16 protein-coding genes and 1 pseudogene are annotated in these 17,147 nt (G+C 41.9%); 8 read left to right on the top strand and 9 right to left on the bottom strand.

Annotation, left to right across the window (positions count from 1 at the left end; genetic code table 11):
• Positions 1–1,909 (bottom strand): tetratricopeptide repeat protein (locus A4S05_RS07775; RefSeq protein ID WP_069069255.1); only part of this gene is annotated, 1,909 nt, incomplete at its 3' end.
• Between the two features lie 134 nt (positions 1,910–2,043).
• On the opposite strand from A4S05_RS07775, the gene A4S05_RS07770 reads away from it, so the two are divergent.
• Positions 2,044–2,292, top strand: coding sequence for a hypothetical protein (locus A4S05_RS07770; RefSeq protein WP_256090863.1), 249 nt, complete (start codon positions 2,044–2,046; stop codon positions 2,290–2,292).
• Between the two features lie 338 nt (positions 2,293–2,630).
• On the opposite strand, the gene A4S05_RS07765 is transcribed toward A4S05_RS07770, so the two are convergent.
• The 3 genes from A4S05_RS07765 to nfi form a co-directional block, all read right to left on the bottom strand.
• On the bottom strand, positions 2,631–4,589 hold the full coding sequence (locus A4S05_RS07765) for an FHA domain-containing protein (protein ID WP_069069254.1): 1,959 nt from the start codon (positions 4,587–4,589) through the stop codon (positions 2,631–2,633).
• A gap of 62 nt (positions 4,590–4,651) precedes the next feature.
• Entirely contained in the window at positions 4,652–5,200 is a 549-nt protein-coding gene (locus tag A4S05_RS07760) for an FHA domain-containing protein (RefSeq protein ID WP_069069253.1), read from the bottom strand.
• A 107-nt stretch (positions 5,201–5,307) separates the two neighbouring features.
• On the bottom strand, positions 5,308–5,973 hold the full coding sequence (nfi, locus tag A4S05_RS07755; protein ID WP_069069257.1) for a deoxyribonuclease V: 666 nt from the start codon (positions 5,971–5,973) through the stop codon (positions 5,308–5,310).
• A gap of 243 nt (positions 5,974–6,216) precedes the next feature.
• Between nfi and A4S05_RS07750 the strand changes: the two genes are divergently transcribed.
• The 4 genes from A4S05_RS07750 (at position 6,217) to A4S05_RS07735 (ending at position 10,901) form a co-directional block, all read left to right on the top strand.
• Positions 6,217–6,738, top strand: a complete 522-nt coding sequence (locus A4S05_RS07750; protein WP_069069252.1) for a hypothetical protein — start codon at positions 6,217–6,219, stop codon at positions 6,736–6,738.
• A 913-nt stretch (positions 6,739–7,651) separates the two neighbouring features.
• Positions 7,652–8,956 (top strand): Tudor-knot domain-containing protein, encoded by a 1,305-nt coding sequence (locus A4S05_RS07745; protein WP_069069251.1) that lies wholly within the window; start codon positions 7,652–7,654, stop codon positions 8,954–8,956.
• Positions 8,957–9,213: 257 nt separating this feature from the next.
• Entirely contained in the window at positions 9,214–10,332 is a 1,119-nt protein-coding gene (locus tag A4S05_RS07740; RefSeq protein ID WP_069069250.1) for a phosphotransferase enzyme family protein, read from the top strand.
• A complete protein-coding gene (locus A4S05_RS07735; protein WP_069069249.1) occupies positions 10,329–10,901 on the top strand; it encodes a DOMON-like domain-containing protein in 573 nt (190 codons plus the stop codon). Before A4S05_RS07740 ends, A4S05_RS07735 begins: the two co-directional genes overlap by 4 nt.
• 11 nt (positions 10,902–10,912) lie before the next feature.
• Here A4S05_RS07735 and A4S05_RS07730 read toward each other — a convergent pair whose 3' ends face one another.
• Entirely contained in the window at positions 10,913–12,127 is a 1,215-nt protein-coding gene (locus A4S05_RS07730; protein WP_069069248.1) for an RNA-guided endonuclease InsQ/TnpB family protein, read from the bottom strand.
• 192 nt (positions 12,128–12,319) lie between these two features.
• On the opposite strand from A4S05_RS07730, the gene A4S05_RS07725 reads away from it, so the two are divergent.
• Positions 12,320–13,084: an ABC transporter ATP-binding protein gene (locus A4S05_RS07725; protein ID WP_069069247.1), complete on the top strand. Its 765-nt coding sequence runs from the start codon at positions 12,320–12,322 to the stop codon at positions 13,082–13,084.
• 90 nt (positions 13,085–13,174) lie between these two features.
• On the opposite strand, the gene A4S05_RS07720 is transcribed toward A4S05_RS07725, so the two are convergent.
• Positions 13,175–13,705 carry an orange carotenoid protein N-terminal domain-containing protein gene (locus A4S05_RS07720; RefSeq protein WP_069069246.1) on the bottom strand — a complete coding sequence of 177 codons (531 nt, stop codon included), beginning with the start codon at positions 13,703–13,705 and terminating at the stop codon, positions 13,175–13,177.
• A gap of 224 nt (positions 13,706–13,929) precedes the next feature.
• On the opposite strand from A4S05_RS07720, the gene A4S05_RS07715 reads away from it, so the two are divergent.
• Positions 13,930–14,304, top strand: a complete 375-nt coding sequence (locus tag A4S05_RS07715) for a hypothetical protein (RefSeq protein ID WP_069069245.1) — start codon at positions 13,930–13,932, stop codon at positions 14,302–14,304.
• A gap of 130 nt (positions 14,305–14,434) precedes the next feature.
• Here A4S05_RS07715 and A4S05_RS43045 read toward each other — a convergent pair whose 3' ends face one another.
• Both A4S05_RS43045 and queG read right to left on the bottom strand, forming a co-directional pair.
• Positions 14,435–15,070 (bottom strand): HAD-IA family hydrolase, encoded by a 636-nt coding sequence (locus A4S05_RS43045; RefSeq protein WP_256090864.1) that lies wholly within the window; start codon positions 15,068–15,070, stop codon positions 14,435–14,437.
• Positions 15,045–16,018: pseudogene (gene queG, locus A4S05_RS43040) on the bottom strand (tRNA epoxyqueuosine(34) reductase QueG). Before queG ends, A4S05_RS43045 begins: the two are co-directional and overlap by 26 nt.
• A 238-nt stretch (positions 16,019–16,256) precedes the next feature.
• Here queG and A4S05_RS07705 point away from each other — a divergent pair.
• Entirely contained in the window at positions 16,257–16,688 is a 432-nt protein-coding gene (locus A4S05_RS07705; protein WP_069069243.1) for a ketosteroid isomerase family protein, read from the top strand.
• Positions 16,689–16,718: 30 nt separating this feature from the next.
• Here A4S05_RS07705 and A4S05_RS07700 read toward each other — a convergent pair whose 3' ends face one another.
• The gene (locus A4S05_RS07700) at positions 16,719–17,144 is read right to left on the bottom strand and encodes an ATP-binding protein (RefSeq protein ID WP_069069242.1); all 426 of its coding nucleotides are present in this window, start codon (positions 17,142–17,144) and stop codon (positions 16,719–16,721) included.
• Positions 17,145–17,147 lie beyond the last annotated feature (3 nt).

Raw genomic sequence — 17,147 nt, 5'->3', positions numbered from 1 at the left:
GATATAGGGGTTCGGCTTCGCTATAGCGTCCTGTAGAACGGTAGAGTAATGCGAGATTGTTCAGGCTACTGGCGACACGGGGATGTTCTTCTCCCAGTAAGCGTTTGTACAGTGACAAAGCTTCCTGATATAGGGGTTCGGCTTCGCTGTAGCGTCCTGTAGAACGGTAGAGTAATGCGAGATTGTTCAGGCTACTGGCGACACGGGGATGTTCTTCTCCCAGCAGGCGTTTGTACAGTGACAAAGCTTCCTGAAACAGGGATTCGGCTTCGCTGTAGCGTCCTGTAGAACGGTAGAGTAATGCGAGATTGTTCAGGCTAGCGGCAACATCGGGATGTTCTGAACCAAAACGATTTCTAGTGACTTTTTCACACTGCTGTAACCAAGGTTCTGCTTGCTGATAAAGTCCTTGTCCTTCATAGAAACAGCCTAAGCCTGTGAAAGGCCAAATTAAATCTTCATCACTGAGATATTGGGATAGGTGGGTTGCAACTTCTGCAAGGTGAGGGATATATGGAGTGAAGTTTAAAATATCTTCGCGGCTGGGCTGTTGAGGAATTCGCCTCGCCACTTCTACCGCTTGCGCTACAAAGATGGTTTTTATTTCATCCGCCTCACTTGACTCGTCCAACTTCATTTGGAAAAATTGCCGAATCAGTGGATGTAGACGATAAATTCCTTTACTTTGGCGTTGTAGCAAATGCAGTTTCCGCAAATCAGCTATAGCTTTTTCCTTAAGTTCTTGTTTTTCGTCATCTTCTATCCGCTCAACTGCAAAAGGAATATCAGCCAAGGCAAACAAACTCAGCCAACAACCTAAGCCTTGGGCATTTTCATCCAACTGTTCCCAACTCAATGCAAAAGCTTCAGCTACACCATATTCATAACGCATCAATGAGTTAGCCTTGGCAACTGCTTCGTGTTCCAGTCGCTTTTTCTCTAGCCGCTTTAGCAGTTTTTCCAGAGACAAATCCGGCATTGTATCCAGATATCGCCCCACTAACTCTAACGCCAAAGGCAAATATCCCAAGAATTTACAAATTTCTCTTGCAACCCAAGCTTCACCTTTCAATTGTTCTCTATCAACCAGCGATTTTAATAATTTCATCGCCGCCAATGGTTTGAGAACACCCAAAGGTAATTGCGGCAAAGTTCTATCAAACCCCAGGCGTGTTGTCAGCAATACTTTAAACCGGGGTGATTCTGGTGGTAGATAAGGCTGAACCTGTTTTTTGTAGTCGGTGACATCATCAAACACCAGCAGTGCTTCACCTTGTTGCCAATTCTGCCAGCAATATCTCAGGCTATCTGCTAATTCCCAGTCATCCGGTGCAATGAGTTTAAATTTCAGTTCAGCAAATCTGAGAATCTGAATTCCGACATTTATTCCCTGTGCAGATAACCAGCAAACCCCACCTTGATAATTCTGTAAATGCTGTTTGGCGTATTGGGTAGCGAGTTCAGTTTTGCCTACTCCACCCATACCCGCCACAGCTACAATGGCAACTTGCCGAGATGTTTGTAATTGCTGGTGCAGTTTTTCTAGTTCCGCCTCACGTCCCACAAATTTTTCAAACGGGACAGCAGGGGGAATATTTTGATGAATTTCTTTAATTGTGAGTTGGGCATCTTGCCTGCCATTATATTTCGCTGTCAGGCAAGCTCGTAACTTTTCTAACTTACCCCGACCTTTAGAGGTGGCTAACTCAGAATAACTCTGGGCAAACTTGTCATAAACCTCAGTCATCCGCTTTTTGAAAGCAAGAAGACCGATTTTCAGTTCTGTGGCAACTTCCGTTTGACTCTTAACTGAGTTTTCAGTCTTTAAACATTCTACAAAAGCTGCCGTTTGCTCTGGGGATAAGCTATTAGTAGCAGCTTCATTGGCTAGAAAATCAGCCCATTGCATAGACAGCTTGTGAGATTTCTTCTCAATTCTACTTAATTTCTACTTTCTCTCTACTTTGTCTCCATTTTTAGGGAATCTCCTCTTCTTCTGGCAGAAATACCATTTGCATAGAAACGTTTAGAAGAGGTTCAGCCGTGAAAACTGCCTTAACAACTCCAATCAACTCCAATCAAACCACCCAAACTTCGCAATTAATCCCCGCCTCGCCACCATCGGTAGAAAATCCATCTACCTGGATGCGAAACGGGGACAGTCCTACTGAAATCATCCTCGCGGCGGCAATTTTAACTTCATTGTCCATTGGGGGAATTGCCTCTGTGATTGTGGCGATTACGGGTTTAGTCAAAACTTTAGTACGCCCGACAAGCGAAAAAACAAAGTAAGAGTACTGGCAAAGGGAAATTCTTTGCTTCGTTGCTATCCCGCCTTGGAATCAATTCCGAGGCTAATAGCCTAAGTCCGTTCAAACGGACTAAATTTTAGTTAATTTGAGTCAGTTTTTACTGACTTATGCTGTTAGCCTGCGATTTGAATCGCAGGTGGGCTGAAGGTATCGCCCATAACTTGAGCTTTTGAGCCTTTTAACCTCGACGTTGAGCCTTTTATCCTCGACGTTGCGCCTTTTATCCTCAACGTTGAGCCTTTTATCCTCGAAATTAGGATTTGCTACTCAAAACAGCCAGATAAATACTCTATCCCTTCTGCCTCCTCCCTCCTAATATTAAGGTGACTGATTTAACACCCACTTCAACCATTGCCTAAAGGAACTTATAGTATTCAACTTTTGAACTCCAGGCGCACGAGCGGCGGACAGTCCATCAACCGCGACTAATGCGGCGTACTGCAAGCCCAAGAAACTATCAACTGCTGCATAAGGCCCACCTAAAGTAATCGCTCCCGCAGCATACATTTGACCTCTATCACTACGCATTTCTACTAATTCAAAATTGTTCGCTACAGTTAATCGCCCTAGGTGATTGACTGGAAGATTGTAATGTTTCACCAAATCTGCTAAGAGGGGATTGGCATCTACTTTGGCATCCAGTCCAGTAGCATCAACAATAAAATCAGCTAGCAATTTCATTTCCCCAAAGCTTTGCTCTCGGATACGGGTAATAGTTCGGTTTTGGGCATCTCGTTCTACATCCAGCACCTCACCGAAGGTGATTTGATACCAGCCTTCGCTTAACCCTTGGGCAGTAATTTGCTGCCAGTCTTGGCGGTCGGCGGTGGTTGTTCCACCCCAATCTGCTAGTAAACGCTTGCGTTCATCGGGGTTGGCTTTTTCTAACATTGCCCGGAGTTCGCCGCCCCAACAGGCTTTCGGCCAGTTAAAAGGTTGAAATTCGTAATGATTTTTGACTAGGCGCTGGGTATTTTGAAATTTGTTGCCTTGGGGTTTAGGCGATCGCATTAAATGCAAAACTGCAATATTCCGATTTCGTTTTCTGGCTTCGTAAATGCGCTGCACAATCCGCGAAGCCACAATTCCCCGCCCCCGAATCAACACCGTACCACCATGTTGCTCTAGTTGCTCATAAACATGATCGTGGGCTTCATAAGCATTAACTACAGATTTAAAATCTTGATATTTTTCTCTATAAGCTTGCAAATCTGGAAGAAACTGAATTGCTGGATACCCAGTAGCTAAATGTAAATAACGACTAACTAAAAAAGCATAATTTCCTGGGCCGCGAGAATAGGCTATGCAATATCTGCCATCATCAGTTTTGCGAATTCCCCTAACTCGCCCATAGCGATAAATTTGATTCCAGCCAATGCGCTTCGCCTCTCGGTCTATGGAATCAAAGACATTACCCGCACGGGGAGTATAAGTTTCTGCAAATGTTGGTTCAGCAAACACTTGCCATAAATACTTGAATGCTGAATTTATCTGTCCTTTGGCTAAGTCTCCCCAAGCTTCTCGCAAGGCATAACTAGGCCAGCCCCAAATATTATCAGGACAAGAGTCAGAATTAGAACGCAGTCTTTCATATAAGGGAATTTGCGAATTCAAACAAAGGCGTTTGTAACGGGCATAAGGTTCCGCCTCTAATCCCAAAGCCACAATTTTGTCAGCACGCACACCACTAATTCGCAGCAAATCAGCCCAAACGAAGCTACCCAATCCCGCCCCGATCGCAAGATAATCAGATTCATCTACTGGTAATCCTGTAGCATGAAGTGCTTGCACAGACACCTTTTGAGCCTGAAATGCCAATGGAGGGAAATTACTTGCCACGGGCGTTAGCGGCTGGACTACAGGCAAACTGGGGTCTGGGTGATTGGTATTTGCGTTGAAATGAATCGTTGAAGGGGGGCTGGTATCTGGTGCAGAGGCGCTAGCAGCAAATGTCACCACTATCAGATATGGGCCAATTTGCAACGTATCGCCATTAGCCAGAACACTACGCGTTTGTGGTTGACCGTTGATATACACACCGTTAACGCTGCCTTGGTCAATCACCACCAGATGGTCTTGTTCCCAGTCAATTAGGGCATGGTAGCGAGAAACTTCGTTACTGTTAAGCAGCATCCTAGAAACCCGCACTCCCCTTAGTTCAGCAGGTAAACGAGCGAATTCTCGACCAAAAGCGATCGGCATATTCAACCTTGGTTCTCGCCGTTCACCCGTCGCTGGATCATCCCAACTCAATTGGATTTGTAAGTCATTTGTCATTTGTCATTTGTCATTGGTTATTTGTCATTGGGCATTGGGCATTGGGCATTGTTTCTAACTCCCTAATTTCTTGCTACTAAAACACTTACTGCCGCAGCTAAAGATGTCCCACACCAATGACAGCCAATTTGTAGATTCTCTCCTGGGGAAACTTTATGACATTTGGGGCATTCTAAGCCATAAACTCCTGGTGGTGGTGCGGGGGGTGTTGATGGATGGTGGTGATATCCGATGTTTACTGGTGGATTGGGTGGGAGCAAAATTGTTGCTGGAATACTACCTGTAGAAACACTAGTAACATTGAGTTTTATTTGTCCCAAAGAGATACTAGTGCCCTGAGTTAAAGGCATTTCACCTTGGACTAGTTGCCGTCCATCGATAAGGGGGGGATTTTGCGATCGCAAATTCCTGATATAAAAGTGCTGTTGCTGGTGATGAAAAAATATTTCAACGTGTAAACCAGAGACAGTGGGGTGACTCAGAACAATGTCGCACCGGAGGGGGTCACGACCGATACGGACAGTACCATGATTTTGACTTGGCTGTTGTTCGTAAATGTTCTGAGTTTTATCTTGACCAGCATCATGCCACTGTAAAGTTAGTGTGTTCATGGTTCTAACTTCGTAAATCGTATTTAGCTATTTCAACATCTTCCTGTGCGATTCCTAACATGATTGAGTAGGTGCAAGCAAGTATTTAGAAAAAACTTCAACAAGCTTTATTTCGCCGACGCTAATTTATCAGCAATGCGTGTAGTTTCTGGCAGTCGATATTTTGGCGTGCAGCGTAATACATAGTCAATTGCTGTCGGTAAACTAATTCGATGACCACTGGAGATATATAGAGGTTTTACTCCTGTGCGCGATCGCAAAACTACCCCAATGGTTTCACCGTTATATATCAGTGGTTGCGTGCTACCTTTGGTTTCTGCCAATTCCTCATGCTTACCTAGCAACCTAGACTTAGCTACACCAATTGTTGGCATATCTATAAGTAACCCTAAATGGCTAGCTATACCTAATCTCCGGGGATGGGCAATTCCCTGACCATCACACAGAATTATATTTGGTGTTGTTTTAATCTTTTCCAGGGCATCGAGGACAGCTGGAATTTCTCGAAATGAGAGGAACCCAGGAACATAAGGAAAGGTTGTAGGACGGTGTGCTAGGCTTGTCTCGATTATTTGCAAATCCGGAAAACTCAGTACTGCCACAGCTGCACGGCTAATTGTTCCATCAGCTTCAAAACCCATATCCACTCCAGCGACGTACTGAATAGGTTCTTGCAGTTGATCCTCAGTAATTACTTGATCTCGCAGCTTTTCTTGGATAACTATGGCTTCTTCCAGCGTCGAGGGCCAAGCATGATCTCGATAAAACTTCATATTTAAAATTGGAATTAAACTGATTAATATTAATCCTGTTAATTTGGCAAGCACAAAAACACTAGTTTTTGATTTCAAGACAGAGAAAATATAATTTTTGCAAAAGTCCGTGAAAGACTATCTTTATAGTAGACATTTTAACCCAGTTTAGTTGATATATTGCATCATAATGTTACTTAAGGCTGTCAAAAGGGAATCCTGAGAATATAAGTTTATTTTCCCAGAGTTTTTCTTTTACTGGTTATGACACAGCCAAATATTCTAAAACTTGCAAGACAGGGAGATTCCCAGGCGATCGCATCTCTGATGAACCGCCACCTACATGCCAAAGGGATAACTGCAACAGTTGCCTTTAAAGATACTTGTTTAGAGGTAATGCTAGAATCTGTCCAAGTACCAAATCAGCAAATTTTAGTTCCATTTATCCGCAAAGGGTTAACAGCTTTAGGGGCTGCATCTGTTGAGATAGTGAAAGTTTATGGACAACAGACTGGTAAGGAATTTCCAGCTTGGAGTAAAGAATTTGATTTGGGCATAATAGAAGCTGAAATAGAAGCAGTAGATAATGAACAGTCTTCTAGTAATCCTCAAACTTTAACTATTTGTATTAACTTAAGTGGTGATACTGCACAGGGATTGACGAACCAAGATTTTGAATTGATTGCCAATCAAATCAGCACTGATATTTTATCATCTTGTACCGACGTGTTTATTCAAAAAGTAAGTATTACTAATGGTAGCTCTGTGATTACAAAGGAACGCTAGTTTTTAATTAGGTTCATGTGGATGTTAGAGAAAGATTCTAAAATCAGGGTTTATACTATCAATAAAATAAATCAATAAAATAAATTATATAGGAATCCGCTTTGATTTCTGAACTAATTTGCGTAGGCAGGCAATAGGCAACAGTCAAGAAGACTTATTAGTTGTACTGAGTTTTTTCAAAAATCAAATATGAGTCCTATAGTTCTAATGATTTTGAGAATATTGCTTTTGCCTATAAATGGGTAATTCTAAAATAGACAATGATTTATTTCTTTTTCGCATTTATCGAACAGAATTCAGGAGTCAGTCGTCAGAATGGGCTAAACCTTATACCAATTCTTTATGAAGCTGCATAGAATTCGATCTCCCCTAGCCCCCCTTAAAAAGGGGGGAATTCAAAGTCCCCCTTTTTAAGGGGGATTTAGGGGGATCAAGATATGTGCAACTTCACATTAAATTGGTATTAGCTATCCGCTAACACCAATGTTTTCTGTATGACTGGCAGATAGCGTAGCGTATACCCTTCGGGATGCTTCGCTTAGAGCGAGTATTTTCGAGTCGCGTCTGAATAATCGGCGTTTTTGCACCCCCCACACTATGAGTGAGAAATCCGGGGAAAGCAAATACCCTGAGCTATATTGGGTTTTGCATTGCTCCACCCAACCTACGCATAATCCATCATTCTAGTCGTGTCAGTCCACTACTTTATAATCATCAATTAGTTTTTAGAGTTAAGCGATCGCCTATGTAATATCTCTTAGTTGTAAAACCTGTTGGTAACATCGTTATTTTTTAGTCAGGTTCGGGAACTCTATAAATACGGTTCAGCAATTCGCCCAGCGCAAGCTTTCTGTCGGGTGTGGGCTGTTCTGAATCGTGTTGCAACGATATTTGGAGTTTTGAGGATCGGCTGATGGATAAATCAATTATTCAGTTGGTTGACGAGTTACCGACTGACAATATCACTGTCAAAGTTTTAAAAGCTCTTGATTATGTAGCACCAGGTGAGTGGAGCAATTTGACGGGGTTTGACAATAATATTCGCACCATTACTGGAGAAACCGATGCTAAGGTAATTCAGAAAATCCGCGATCGCGCCGTAACCTTATACCAAGATCCTCAACAAGGCTATCAGTTCGCAATCAAACTTTATCAAACAATTGATAAAGCAGACACAGCTATGGCAGCGGCGGCTTTAGCGAATAAAGTTAGTGAGAAAATCGGCTTTCTGTCTTTTTTAGGGAATATTACTCCCAAGGCTGATGTCACTCAATCCATTGACTTGGTACTAAAAATAGCTGTCGAAATCATTGCCTTTTGTAAAATAAATGGCATTCCTCAACCTAATCCCCAAGAGTTTGCTAATTCTCTCGCTAACAACTATCAAAATGCATCCCTAATGCGGATGGTAGCTCTAGTTTGTCTAGATGGAATTCTCCCATTAGGCCCCGATTTTCTCAGCAAAATTCAGGGAGTTATTAGCGGTACTGATACGAACGCAATAACTCAAAATCCGGTTTTCTTAGCCGTTAATAACTTTCTCCCAGGTAGTAACCCCTCTGATAAAGTTGGTTTTATCAGTCAGGGTTTCAACTCTGTGCAAGGCTGGATGAATAACTTAGTATCTAAGACAGGCGTAACTCCGCAATCAATTTCTAGCAATTTGGGTAATTTTATTCAGATTGCTGATGATAATTTAGATTTTGTTGCAGCATTCCTAGATCAAACTACCAATTACTATGAGCATACGGGAATTCAAACTGTTGCTCGCAGTTTAATTTTGCAAGCATACACTTTAGTAAAAGAAGAAATTAAACAAGAGGAGCAAAAGCCGATCCGAGATGTCTCATCTGCTGTTAAGTCAGATAAGAATCAGTATGAAGTAAGCAAAACAGTAGAAGTCTGGGATAGTGAGGACGAAGATTGGTATCAAGGAACAATTGAAAAAATCCAAGATGACCAATTCTTTATTCATTACCTTGGTTACGGTTCATCTTATGACGAGTGGGTAGGCGAAGATGACATTCGGACTCGCGATCTTCGCTCCGCTGATGAGAATGGATATGCAGTAGGTCAAAAGGTCAAATGTTGGGATGATGAGCAAGAGGCTTGGTATTCCGCCACGATTGAGAAAATCCAAGGTCAGCAATATTATCTTCACTACGTTGGTTATGATTCATCTTATGACGAGTGGGTTGATAATGATGAGATTTCCTAACTATTGAATTGCAACCCACATATCCCCGACTTCTCAAAGAAGTCGGGGATCTTGTTTTTCACGAATGATTCAGGATTGCCATAGTACTTTTAAAAAAATCATAATTGACATCTACGTAATCAATTACGAATTACGAATTACGTTAGCGCAGCGTTAGCGAGTATTCGAGCGTCATTACGAATTATCTTGACACTTGCGCTACGATATCCCCTATTGCTTGCGTGCAATGTAGGTGAGGAGTAGTACAGGTTAAACACATGACGGAAGAAATCAATACACAGAATACCCGAAATCTAGTAGCGATCGCAGACCAATTCGCCCAACTAAGTAAGGTTACAGGCGTTAAAGCATTTGGAAGTGGTAATATAAATGACACATTTCTGGTAACTCTAAATTCTTCAAAAGAACAGCATTTTGTCCTACAACGCATCAATACACAAGTATTTCGTCAGCCACAACTGATTATGCAGAATATGCGTACCTTCACTGAGCATGTTCGCAAACGGTTGCAGCATACACCCTTGAATCGTCGCTGGGAAGTGCCACGCGTACTATTGACCAAAAACGCTCAAGACTACTGGAAGGATGGAGATGGCTCATTTTGGCGGGCGATTAGCTTTATTGAAGGTTCCCAGTCCTTTGATACTATGAGCGATCGCTCCCACGCCAAAGAAATCGGTTATGCCTTGGGGATGTTCCACAATTTAATCAGCGATTTACCACCAGAAAAACTTGCTGATACCCTTGAAGGATTCCATATTACACCGCTTTATCTCCAGCATTACGAGGAAGTTTTAGCGAAAACTAATGCGCGTCAATCTGCTGAAGTTAATTATTGCTTGCAGTTTGTTAGCGATCGCCAAGCCTTTGCACATATCCTAGAAAATGCCAAAGCTGAAGGCAAACTACCTCTGCGTCTGATGCACGGCGATCCAAAAATCAATAACGTGATGTTTGACACTGCTACCCAGCAAGCCGTCAGCGTCATAGACCTAGACACTGTTAAACCCGGTCTGGTACATTACGATATTGGCGATTGTTTGCGATCGGGTTGCAATCCAGCTGGAGAAGAAACTGAGAATTGGGAAAGTGTTTATTTCGATACTGACCTGTGTCAGGAAATTCTACAGGGTTATCTCGCTGTGGCCAAGGCATTTCTTACTAAGAATGATTATGCCTATATATACGATGCCATCCGTCTCATTGCCTTTGAACTAGGATTGAGATTCTTTGCTGATTATTTAGCAGGGAATGTTTACTTCAAAGTCAAACACCCAGAACATAACTTGGCAAGAGCGATCGTCCAGTTTAAGCTTACCGAAAGTATTGAATCTCAAGAAACGCAGATTCGTAACATTATCAAAGATATGAAATGAACGAACAGACATTTTCCCTGCAACCGTTCTCCTCTACCGAGTTCTTTCCTAATTTAAAAATTGTAGGCAATATCGCTCGAAATTCTAATCAACTTACCATCTGCTACACTCTTGGAGGCAATTTAAAAGAAATTGCGTTCGTAAAGCCTGTAGTGGATCGCAGAGAAGATATCGCCCCACTAGCAAACACGCCATCACGCAAGCATGAATTGTGGAAAGAAACCTGCTTTGAGTTCTTCCTTGGCATTAAAGATTCTCAACGATATTGGGAATTTAACCTTTCCCCCGCCGGACACTGGAATGTTTATCGCTTCGATGGCTACCGTCAACGGATGCAAGAGGAAACAGCTTTTGAAAAGCTACCGTTTAATGTTGACAATCAAGCTGATAGTTTAGTACTGACTTTAAATGTCGATTTGGATAAAATCATCTCTGTGGAGCAAGCTATTGAAGTTGGTATTACGACTGTCATTAAACATAAAGATAGTGAGGTGACTTACTGGGCGTTAACTCATCGAGGGGCGGAGGCTGACTTTCATATTCGAGAGAGTTTTATTGTTAAGTTTTGACACTCCCCGAATTAAAAATTCGGGGATTCTTGCTTCACGGGGATTCCAATGAATTTACCCTCAGCAAGCATCTTGACCGTTTGCCCAACGGCTGCAAGTCCCCGATTGAGAACTACTTGTGCGGCTGCTACATCCCTATCGGTGGTATAGCCACAATTTGAACAAATATGAGTCCGTTGCGACAATTCTTTCTTACCTGTCTCAACACCACAGCTAGGGCAAATCTGACTGGTTTTGCGACTATCTACTTTTTGGAAATAGACACCACGCTTAAAACAAGTTTGCTCAAGGATGTTGAAAAACTGACCAAACCCAGCGTCTAAACAATGCTTGCCTAGCATCCCACGAGATAGCCCGACTAGATTCAAATCCTCAACAAATACCATTCCAGTATTATTGCAGATTTGGTGAGACAGCTTTCTATGCCAATCTTTACGACAGTTAGCAACGTACTCATGCAGTGAAGCAACTTTCTTCGTAGCTCTATGCCAATTGTTCGAGCCAATACGTTTTCTTGAGACACGCTGTTGCAGCAATTTCAGCTTGTGTTCGGCGTCTACAAAAAACCTCGGACGCTTGAGAGTTAGTCCGTTAGAAGTTGCAATAAAACTTGTTAGCCCTACATCAATCCCAAGTGCTTCCCCGTGCGGTATTGGTGATGGTACAGATACATCCCATTGAACGGTCAGCATCACATACCATCCAGAAACTTTTCTTGCTACACGCGCTTGTTTCACTACCCCACCATCGGGTATTCCCCTTGATTCCCTAAATTTAACCCATCCAATTACAGGCAAATTAACCATTCCTGGCTTGAGTCTTCCACCTTGCATTTGTGGGAAGATAAAAGACCGCATCCGTCCGAATTTTTTAAAGCGAGGAAACCCATGATTGCGTTCCCACATTGCCACAAATGCAACTTCTAGGCGTTTTAGGGTTTGCTGTAAAACTTGAGACTGTACTTTTTTTAGTTCAAGAAACTCTCTTTTTGCAGTAGTTAACGCCTTGCATTGACTAGCATAGGTTGGACGCGGTGTATCAACAGGAATAATGTATTCGCGATTGAGTGAGCAGGCATTAATCCGACAACTACGCGATAAATACCAATCCTTGCGTTCAGCCAAAGCATAGTTGTAGACACGGCGATTAATTTCTAACCAGTCTTTAAACATCTGAGCTTGTGCATCGGTTGGCTTTAACTTAAATTCGTATGTCAGATTAAACACTTGTTTATCACCTCCTTTAGGATTATAAATCGTATCTGCGATTTATAACTATTACGGACAAATAAATTTGTCCTATTCGCTTATATCCCCCAGCTAAAGCATGGGGGCTTTACGCATCACGACTCGTAAAGACTGGTATTCAAAACGAGAAGCGCTATAATCGCGTCTTTAGCAACTAATAACTAAATCCTTATGGCAAACACTATTTCAATTACCGATTCTCCAGTTCCCAATCCTGTCCCTAAACCAACAATTATCCGTTTGGAGAACATCTTTAAAATATATGGCAGTGGCGAAACTGAAGTCAAAGCACTCAACGATGTGAATTTGACTATCCACGAGGGCGAATATTGTTCAATTATGGGGCCTTCTGGTTCTGGGAAATCCACAGCCATGAATATTATCGGTTGTCTAGACAGACCCACCGGCGGACATTATTACTTAGATAATATTGATGTGGCGCAAATGGATGATAAATCCTTGGCACACATCCGCAATAAAAAACTGGGGTTTGTCTTCCAACAATTCCATCTATTGCCCCAACTCACAGCATTAGAAAATGTGATGCTGCCAATGGTATATGCTAGCGTGAGTCCAAAAGAAAGAAGCGATCGCGCTACAGTTGCACTGACGCGAGTCGGTTTAGCAAATCGCCTCAACAACAAACCAACTCAACTATCTGGTGGACAACAACAAAGAGTAGCGATCGCACGAGCCATTGTCAATCGTCCTGTAGTACTCCTAGCCGATGAACCCACAGGCGCACTTGATTCGCGCACAACCCAAGAAGTCTTAGATATTTTTGGCGAACTCAATAGCAGTGGGATCACCGTTGTCATGGTAACTCATGAACCAGAAGTTGCTCGTCAAACCCAGCGCATCGTTTGGTTCCGTGATGGTGAAGTTGTACACTCCAACCTCACCCCAGCCGACTTGAGTCAGTTGGCTGTCTCGTAGGTTCTTCAAGTCCGCGTAGGCGGACTACCCTGCGGGAAGCCGCAAAGCGTCTATGTTTGTGTAGCCGCGACTTCTAGTCGCCAAGGCTGATTACAAACTTGGGGTTTTCCCCGTTTCTGCTTGCGTTGCGATCGGCTTGACATCGGTGTAACCCATTTCACCAGCTATTGTCCGAAACACTGACATTTGCTCCTCAAAATCTAGTCCTTCAATTTGGGAAACTAGATCATTAATTGCCTTACTTGACTGATAGCTAGCTGGTAAGTCCACCACCGTATCCCCCATAGCTACCGCCCAAGCATACCAAACTAACAGCTGGTTGTTTTCTTTGATCGCCCCATAAGCACGAGAATATTCTGTGTCTTTGCAGTTAACAATATCCCGCATAATATCTAGTTGCTGCTCATCGGATAATTCAAAATAATCTCCTAGCAGAAGTGGTGCTAACTCTGGTTCGGCCGCAGCGGGAGCAGCTGGCGTGATGGAATCACCCATTTTTTCATAAACAAAATAGAACCAAGCCAATTTGGCATCGGTATCTAAGGCGTTAAACGCATCTACCAAGTTTTGAGTTTCATTGCTCTGAGCTTGAGAAATAGTTTTGTCGTAACTTGCAGTCATTATTATTTGTCTCCAACATTATTTAACAGACCAAACTAAGTGTTACCAAAATTTGAGAATCAGATTCTAGTACCAATAGAAAGAGTTAAATTAATTGGAAATTGCTACTTTAATCTACCTTTTAATAGAGGTAAAAATCTCTCTCAAGGAAGCAACAAAGCCGCGAATTGCTTTGCTATGATTGCCCAAGTAAGCAATTAAACATTTAGCTTAAGGTTTTAATTATGCCTGATGAAATAAAGCCCAATTTAAATGAATCTCCCACCCATGATTCAGAATTAGCTGCTGAAAGCATAGCTAGTGGTGAAGAAAAAGCACCAACGGTAGATTTTGATGCGGATTATGCAGCTGCACAACAATTCAGCGTCAGTGAAGTTGATCGCACAGGTAAAGGTGGAGCAGCAGCCGAAGCAGCCACAGCACCTAAATATAAAACCTCTAAGCCACAAGAGACAAAAACTGAAGCGCAGTCAACTGGTAATCCTAAAGATTATGCAGAGTTAGCAAAAGAAGTTGGTAATTCTAAAACTGAGGGTGTAACTAATGTCAGTGATGATTTAGTAAAACAAGCTTTAGAAAAGGGTGAACGGAAAAATTAAGTTTTCCTGATATCTTGCTATTTTGTAAGATGGGCAATGTCACAAATATTAAAATTGAAGTTTTCGTCATTGGTAGACATTGTCCACTCGACTTTTTTAGCCATTTATCAATAGTTAAGATTTTCACTAATTAACGACTATTCATCACTTCTAGTAGTTCACTAGGTAGCTGAATTAAATAATCTGGATTTTGCTTGGCGAGTACTTCCGGTGAGTTAAAGCCCCAAGTCACTGCAATCACTTGAATATTTGCTTTCTTTGATGCTTCTATATCTCTGGTTTCGTCTCCGACATAAATCACTTCTTGAGGTTTGAGTTGCTTTTGCCTCAATACATTATTAATAATCGTTGTTTTACCAAAAATTGTAATTCCTGAATATATAAAATCAAATAGGTGATTTAAATCATTAATTGTCAGAAATTGTGTAACATTTTCTTTAGAATTAGAAGTAATAATTCCCAGCTTATATCCATGATTTTGGAGTTCTATTAATGCTTCTTTAATTCCCGGAATTGGCTTTAATTCTGGGATTTTGTTTTTTAACTCTCCTTTAACTTTTTTAACTAGAAAAGGGATTTTAAATAGAGAAACTCCTGAATACTTAATTATCTCCCTAGATGTTAAGTTCTTGAGGAGGGATAATTGCTCTGGGCTTATTTGTCTATAACCAAAGTCTACAGCTAGACGATTAGCAATGCTTACAAGGGCATCTACTGTATCAGCAATTGTGCCATCAAAATCAAAAATAATTACTTTCGGGGTCATTCTTTGCCTGGATGCGTCAAGATTAGCTAGGGCGTTGCGTCGTAACATTTCTGGCTTAATCCGCCGCAAGGCAGATGCTCGAAATCGTTGATCCCAATCCTGATCTGAGATTTGGGCTAATTCTAGCAGGTGGGGAGCAATATTCCCAGGATAAGGCTGAAACTCTGCAATATCAGTTGTGTTGGCAAAACGTTGATTCCAAGGACAAACATCTTGGCAAATATCGCAACCAGCAACCCAGCCTTGCAAATGAGGTGTGACTGTCTTTGGTAATTCCTCTGCCCGATTTTCAATGGTATGATAAGCAATGCAGCGATTAGCATCCACGACAAAAGGCTGAGTAATTGCACCTGTGGGACAAGCCTGAAGACAACGAGTACAGCTACCGCAGTGTTCTGTATGCGGGCGATCGCTCTCTAATTCTAAATTGGTCAAAACTTCTCCCAAAAATACCCAAGAGCCATATTCCCGTGTAATCACATTACCATTCTTGGCAATCCAACCAATTCCAGCCAGTTGAGCCAATATTTTATCTTGCACCGGGCCGGTGTCTGCATAATAACGAGCTATCACACCTGTATCAAGTGATTCTAACCATGTCGCTAGCTGCTTGAGTTTTTTATGCATCACCTTGTGATAATCTCTTCCCCAGCCATAACGGGAAATTTTGGCGTATTCACCGCCCTCTGGACGTTCATGTGGTGTGTAATAATTCAGCGCCACACATACTATCGATCGCACTTCTGGCATCACTAAACGGATATCCTGACGTTTCGGGTTAGCCATCCATCCCATATCGGCGTGATAACCCAGTTCAATCCATGCTTGCAACCTCTGCGCTTCTGTGGCATTTACCCCATCTGCGGCAGCAATTCCAACTTTGTGAAAGCCCAACTCGCTGGCTTTGTCTTTGACTACACTGCTGCTTGTTATGGAATAATGATTCATTTTTTTATTTGGATTTTGCCTAACTAAAGGCGTTATAATTTTACATTACGTAGTTTGTAACTTTAATTAAGATTTATTAATCCTCTTATACATGCCAGTTTTAAGCTGCCTAGCAGCTTAAAACTTCCATCGTGAGGAAGATTTACCAAGATGTAGCAATCTATCTCAACAGCGGCTTTCTTTTTACCTATTTTTGTACTGAAATTAATATTCAGATAGCATAATACAGGTAATTCCTATGACCTCTCGTGAATTGATATCTCTAACCCAGTTGAAAGAAGAATTCCAGATAGATGGAATTACAGAAACAAGCATACTGAGTTATTTTGAAACCTTAAATGCAGGAGAATTTGAGGCAACTGCTGCCTTATTTGCGGTAGATGGTGTGATGCGTCCACCATTTGAATCTGATATTGTGGGGAAAGATGCGATCGCAGCCTACTTAAAAGAAGAAGGCCAAAATATCAAAGCTTACCCCAACACAGGAATAGCCGAGACTTTAGAAAACGGTGACATCCAAATCCAGATAACAGGCAAAGCCAAAACTTCATGGTGTAGTGTGAATGTTTTGTGGTTATTTATCCTCAACCAACAACAGCAAATTTTTTATACTAGAATCAAACTTTTAGCTTCTCCCCAAGAGTTACTTTCTTTACGTCGTGAAAAATAGCAAATAACTATAAAGGCTTATAGCGTTTGTTTACTGGACTAATTCGGGTAAAGTAGCTTGTAACTTTAGACAGTTAGCGCCATCAACTTGCAACTGGTAATCTACTTTATCCATGAGACGATTCATAATCAGCCAACCATAACCACCTTCTTGTTTTTCCAATGGGTTTGGAGCATAGTAGTTAGACATATCAAAGCCTTCGCCATAGTCCCAAACTTCTAAGGCAAGATCCCGGTCTTTCACTTCCAAACGCAGTAAAATCGGTAAATTTGGTTTGTCTTTGTGGGCATGACGGACTGCATTTGAGTAGGCTTCTACTAAAGCCAGTCTCAAACGACTTGATTGCCGCGACCAATCCACAGATTCTCCTAGCTGAATTTTCAAACATCCTAGCAACCAGTTTTCGACAATATTCAGAAAATTCAAGTCACTTGGTACATGAAGCTCACTTTTCATGAC

This window comes from Nostoc sp. KVJ20, from assembly GCF_001712795.1.
Classification (GTDB): Bacteria; Cyanobacteriota; Cyanobacteriia; order Cyanobacteriales; family Nostocaceae; genus Nostoc.
This window is presented reverse-complemented; position numbering and strand designations above follow the sequence as displayed.

Coding starts and splice junctions, on each gene's coding strand:
- A4S05_RS07760 (WP_069069253.1), bottom strand. CDS start 5,200: ATGAACACACTAACTTTACAGTGGCATGATGCTGGTCAAGATAAAACT.
- A4S05_RS07750 (WP_069069252.1), top strand. CDS start 6,217: ATGACACAGCCAAATATTCTAAAACTTGCAAGACAGGGAGATTCCCAG.
- A4S05_RS07735 (WP_069069249.1), top strand. CDS start 10,329: ATGAACGAACAGACATTTTCCCTGCAACCGTTCTCCTCTACCGAGTTC.
- A4S05_RS07765 (WP_069069254.1), bottom strand. CDS start 4,589: ATGACAAATGACTTACAAATCCAATTGAGTTGGGATGATCCAGCGACG.
- A4S05_RS07740 (WP_069069250.1), top strand. CDS start 9,214: ATGACGGAAGAAATCAATACACAGAATACCCGAAATCTAGTAGCGATC.
- A4S05_RS07725 (WP_069069247.1), top strand. CDS start 12,320: ATGGCAAACACTATTTCAATTACCGATTCTCCAGTTCCCAATCCTGTC.
- A4S05_RS07720 (WP_069069246.1), bottom strand. CDS start 13,705: ATGACTGCAAGTTACGACAAAACTATTTCTCAAGCTCAGAGCAATGAA.
- A4S05_RS07705 (WP_069069243.1), top strand. CDS start 16,257: ATGACCTCTCGTGAATTGATATCTCTAACCCAGTTGAAAGAAGAATTC.
- A4S05_RS07700 (WP_069069242.1), bottom strand. CDS start 17,144: ATGAAAAGTGAGCTTCATGTACCAAGTGACTTGAATTTTCTGAATATT.
- A4S05_RS07715 (WP_069069245.1), top strand. CDS start 13,930: ATGCCTGATGAAATAAAGCCCAATTTAAATGAATCTCCCACCCATGAT.
- A4S05_RS43045 (WP_256090864.1), bottom strand. CDS start 15,070: ATGACCCCGAAAGTAATTATTTTTGATTTTGATGGCACAATTGCTGAT.
- nfi (WP_069069257.1), bottom strand. CDS start 5,973: ATGAAGTTTTATCGAGATCATGCTTGGCCCTCGACGCTGGAAGAAGCC.
- A4S05_RS07745 (WP_069069251.1), top strand. CDS start 7,652: ATGGATAAATCAATTATTCAGTTGGTTGACGAGTTACCGACTGACAAT.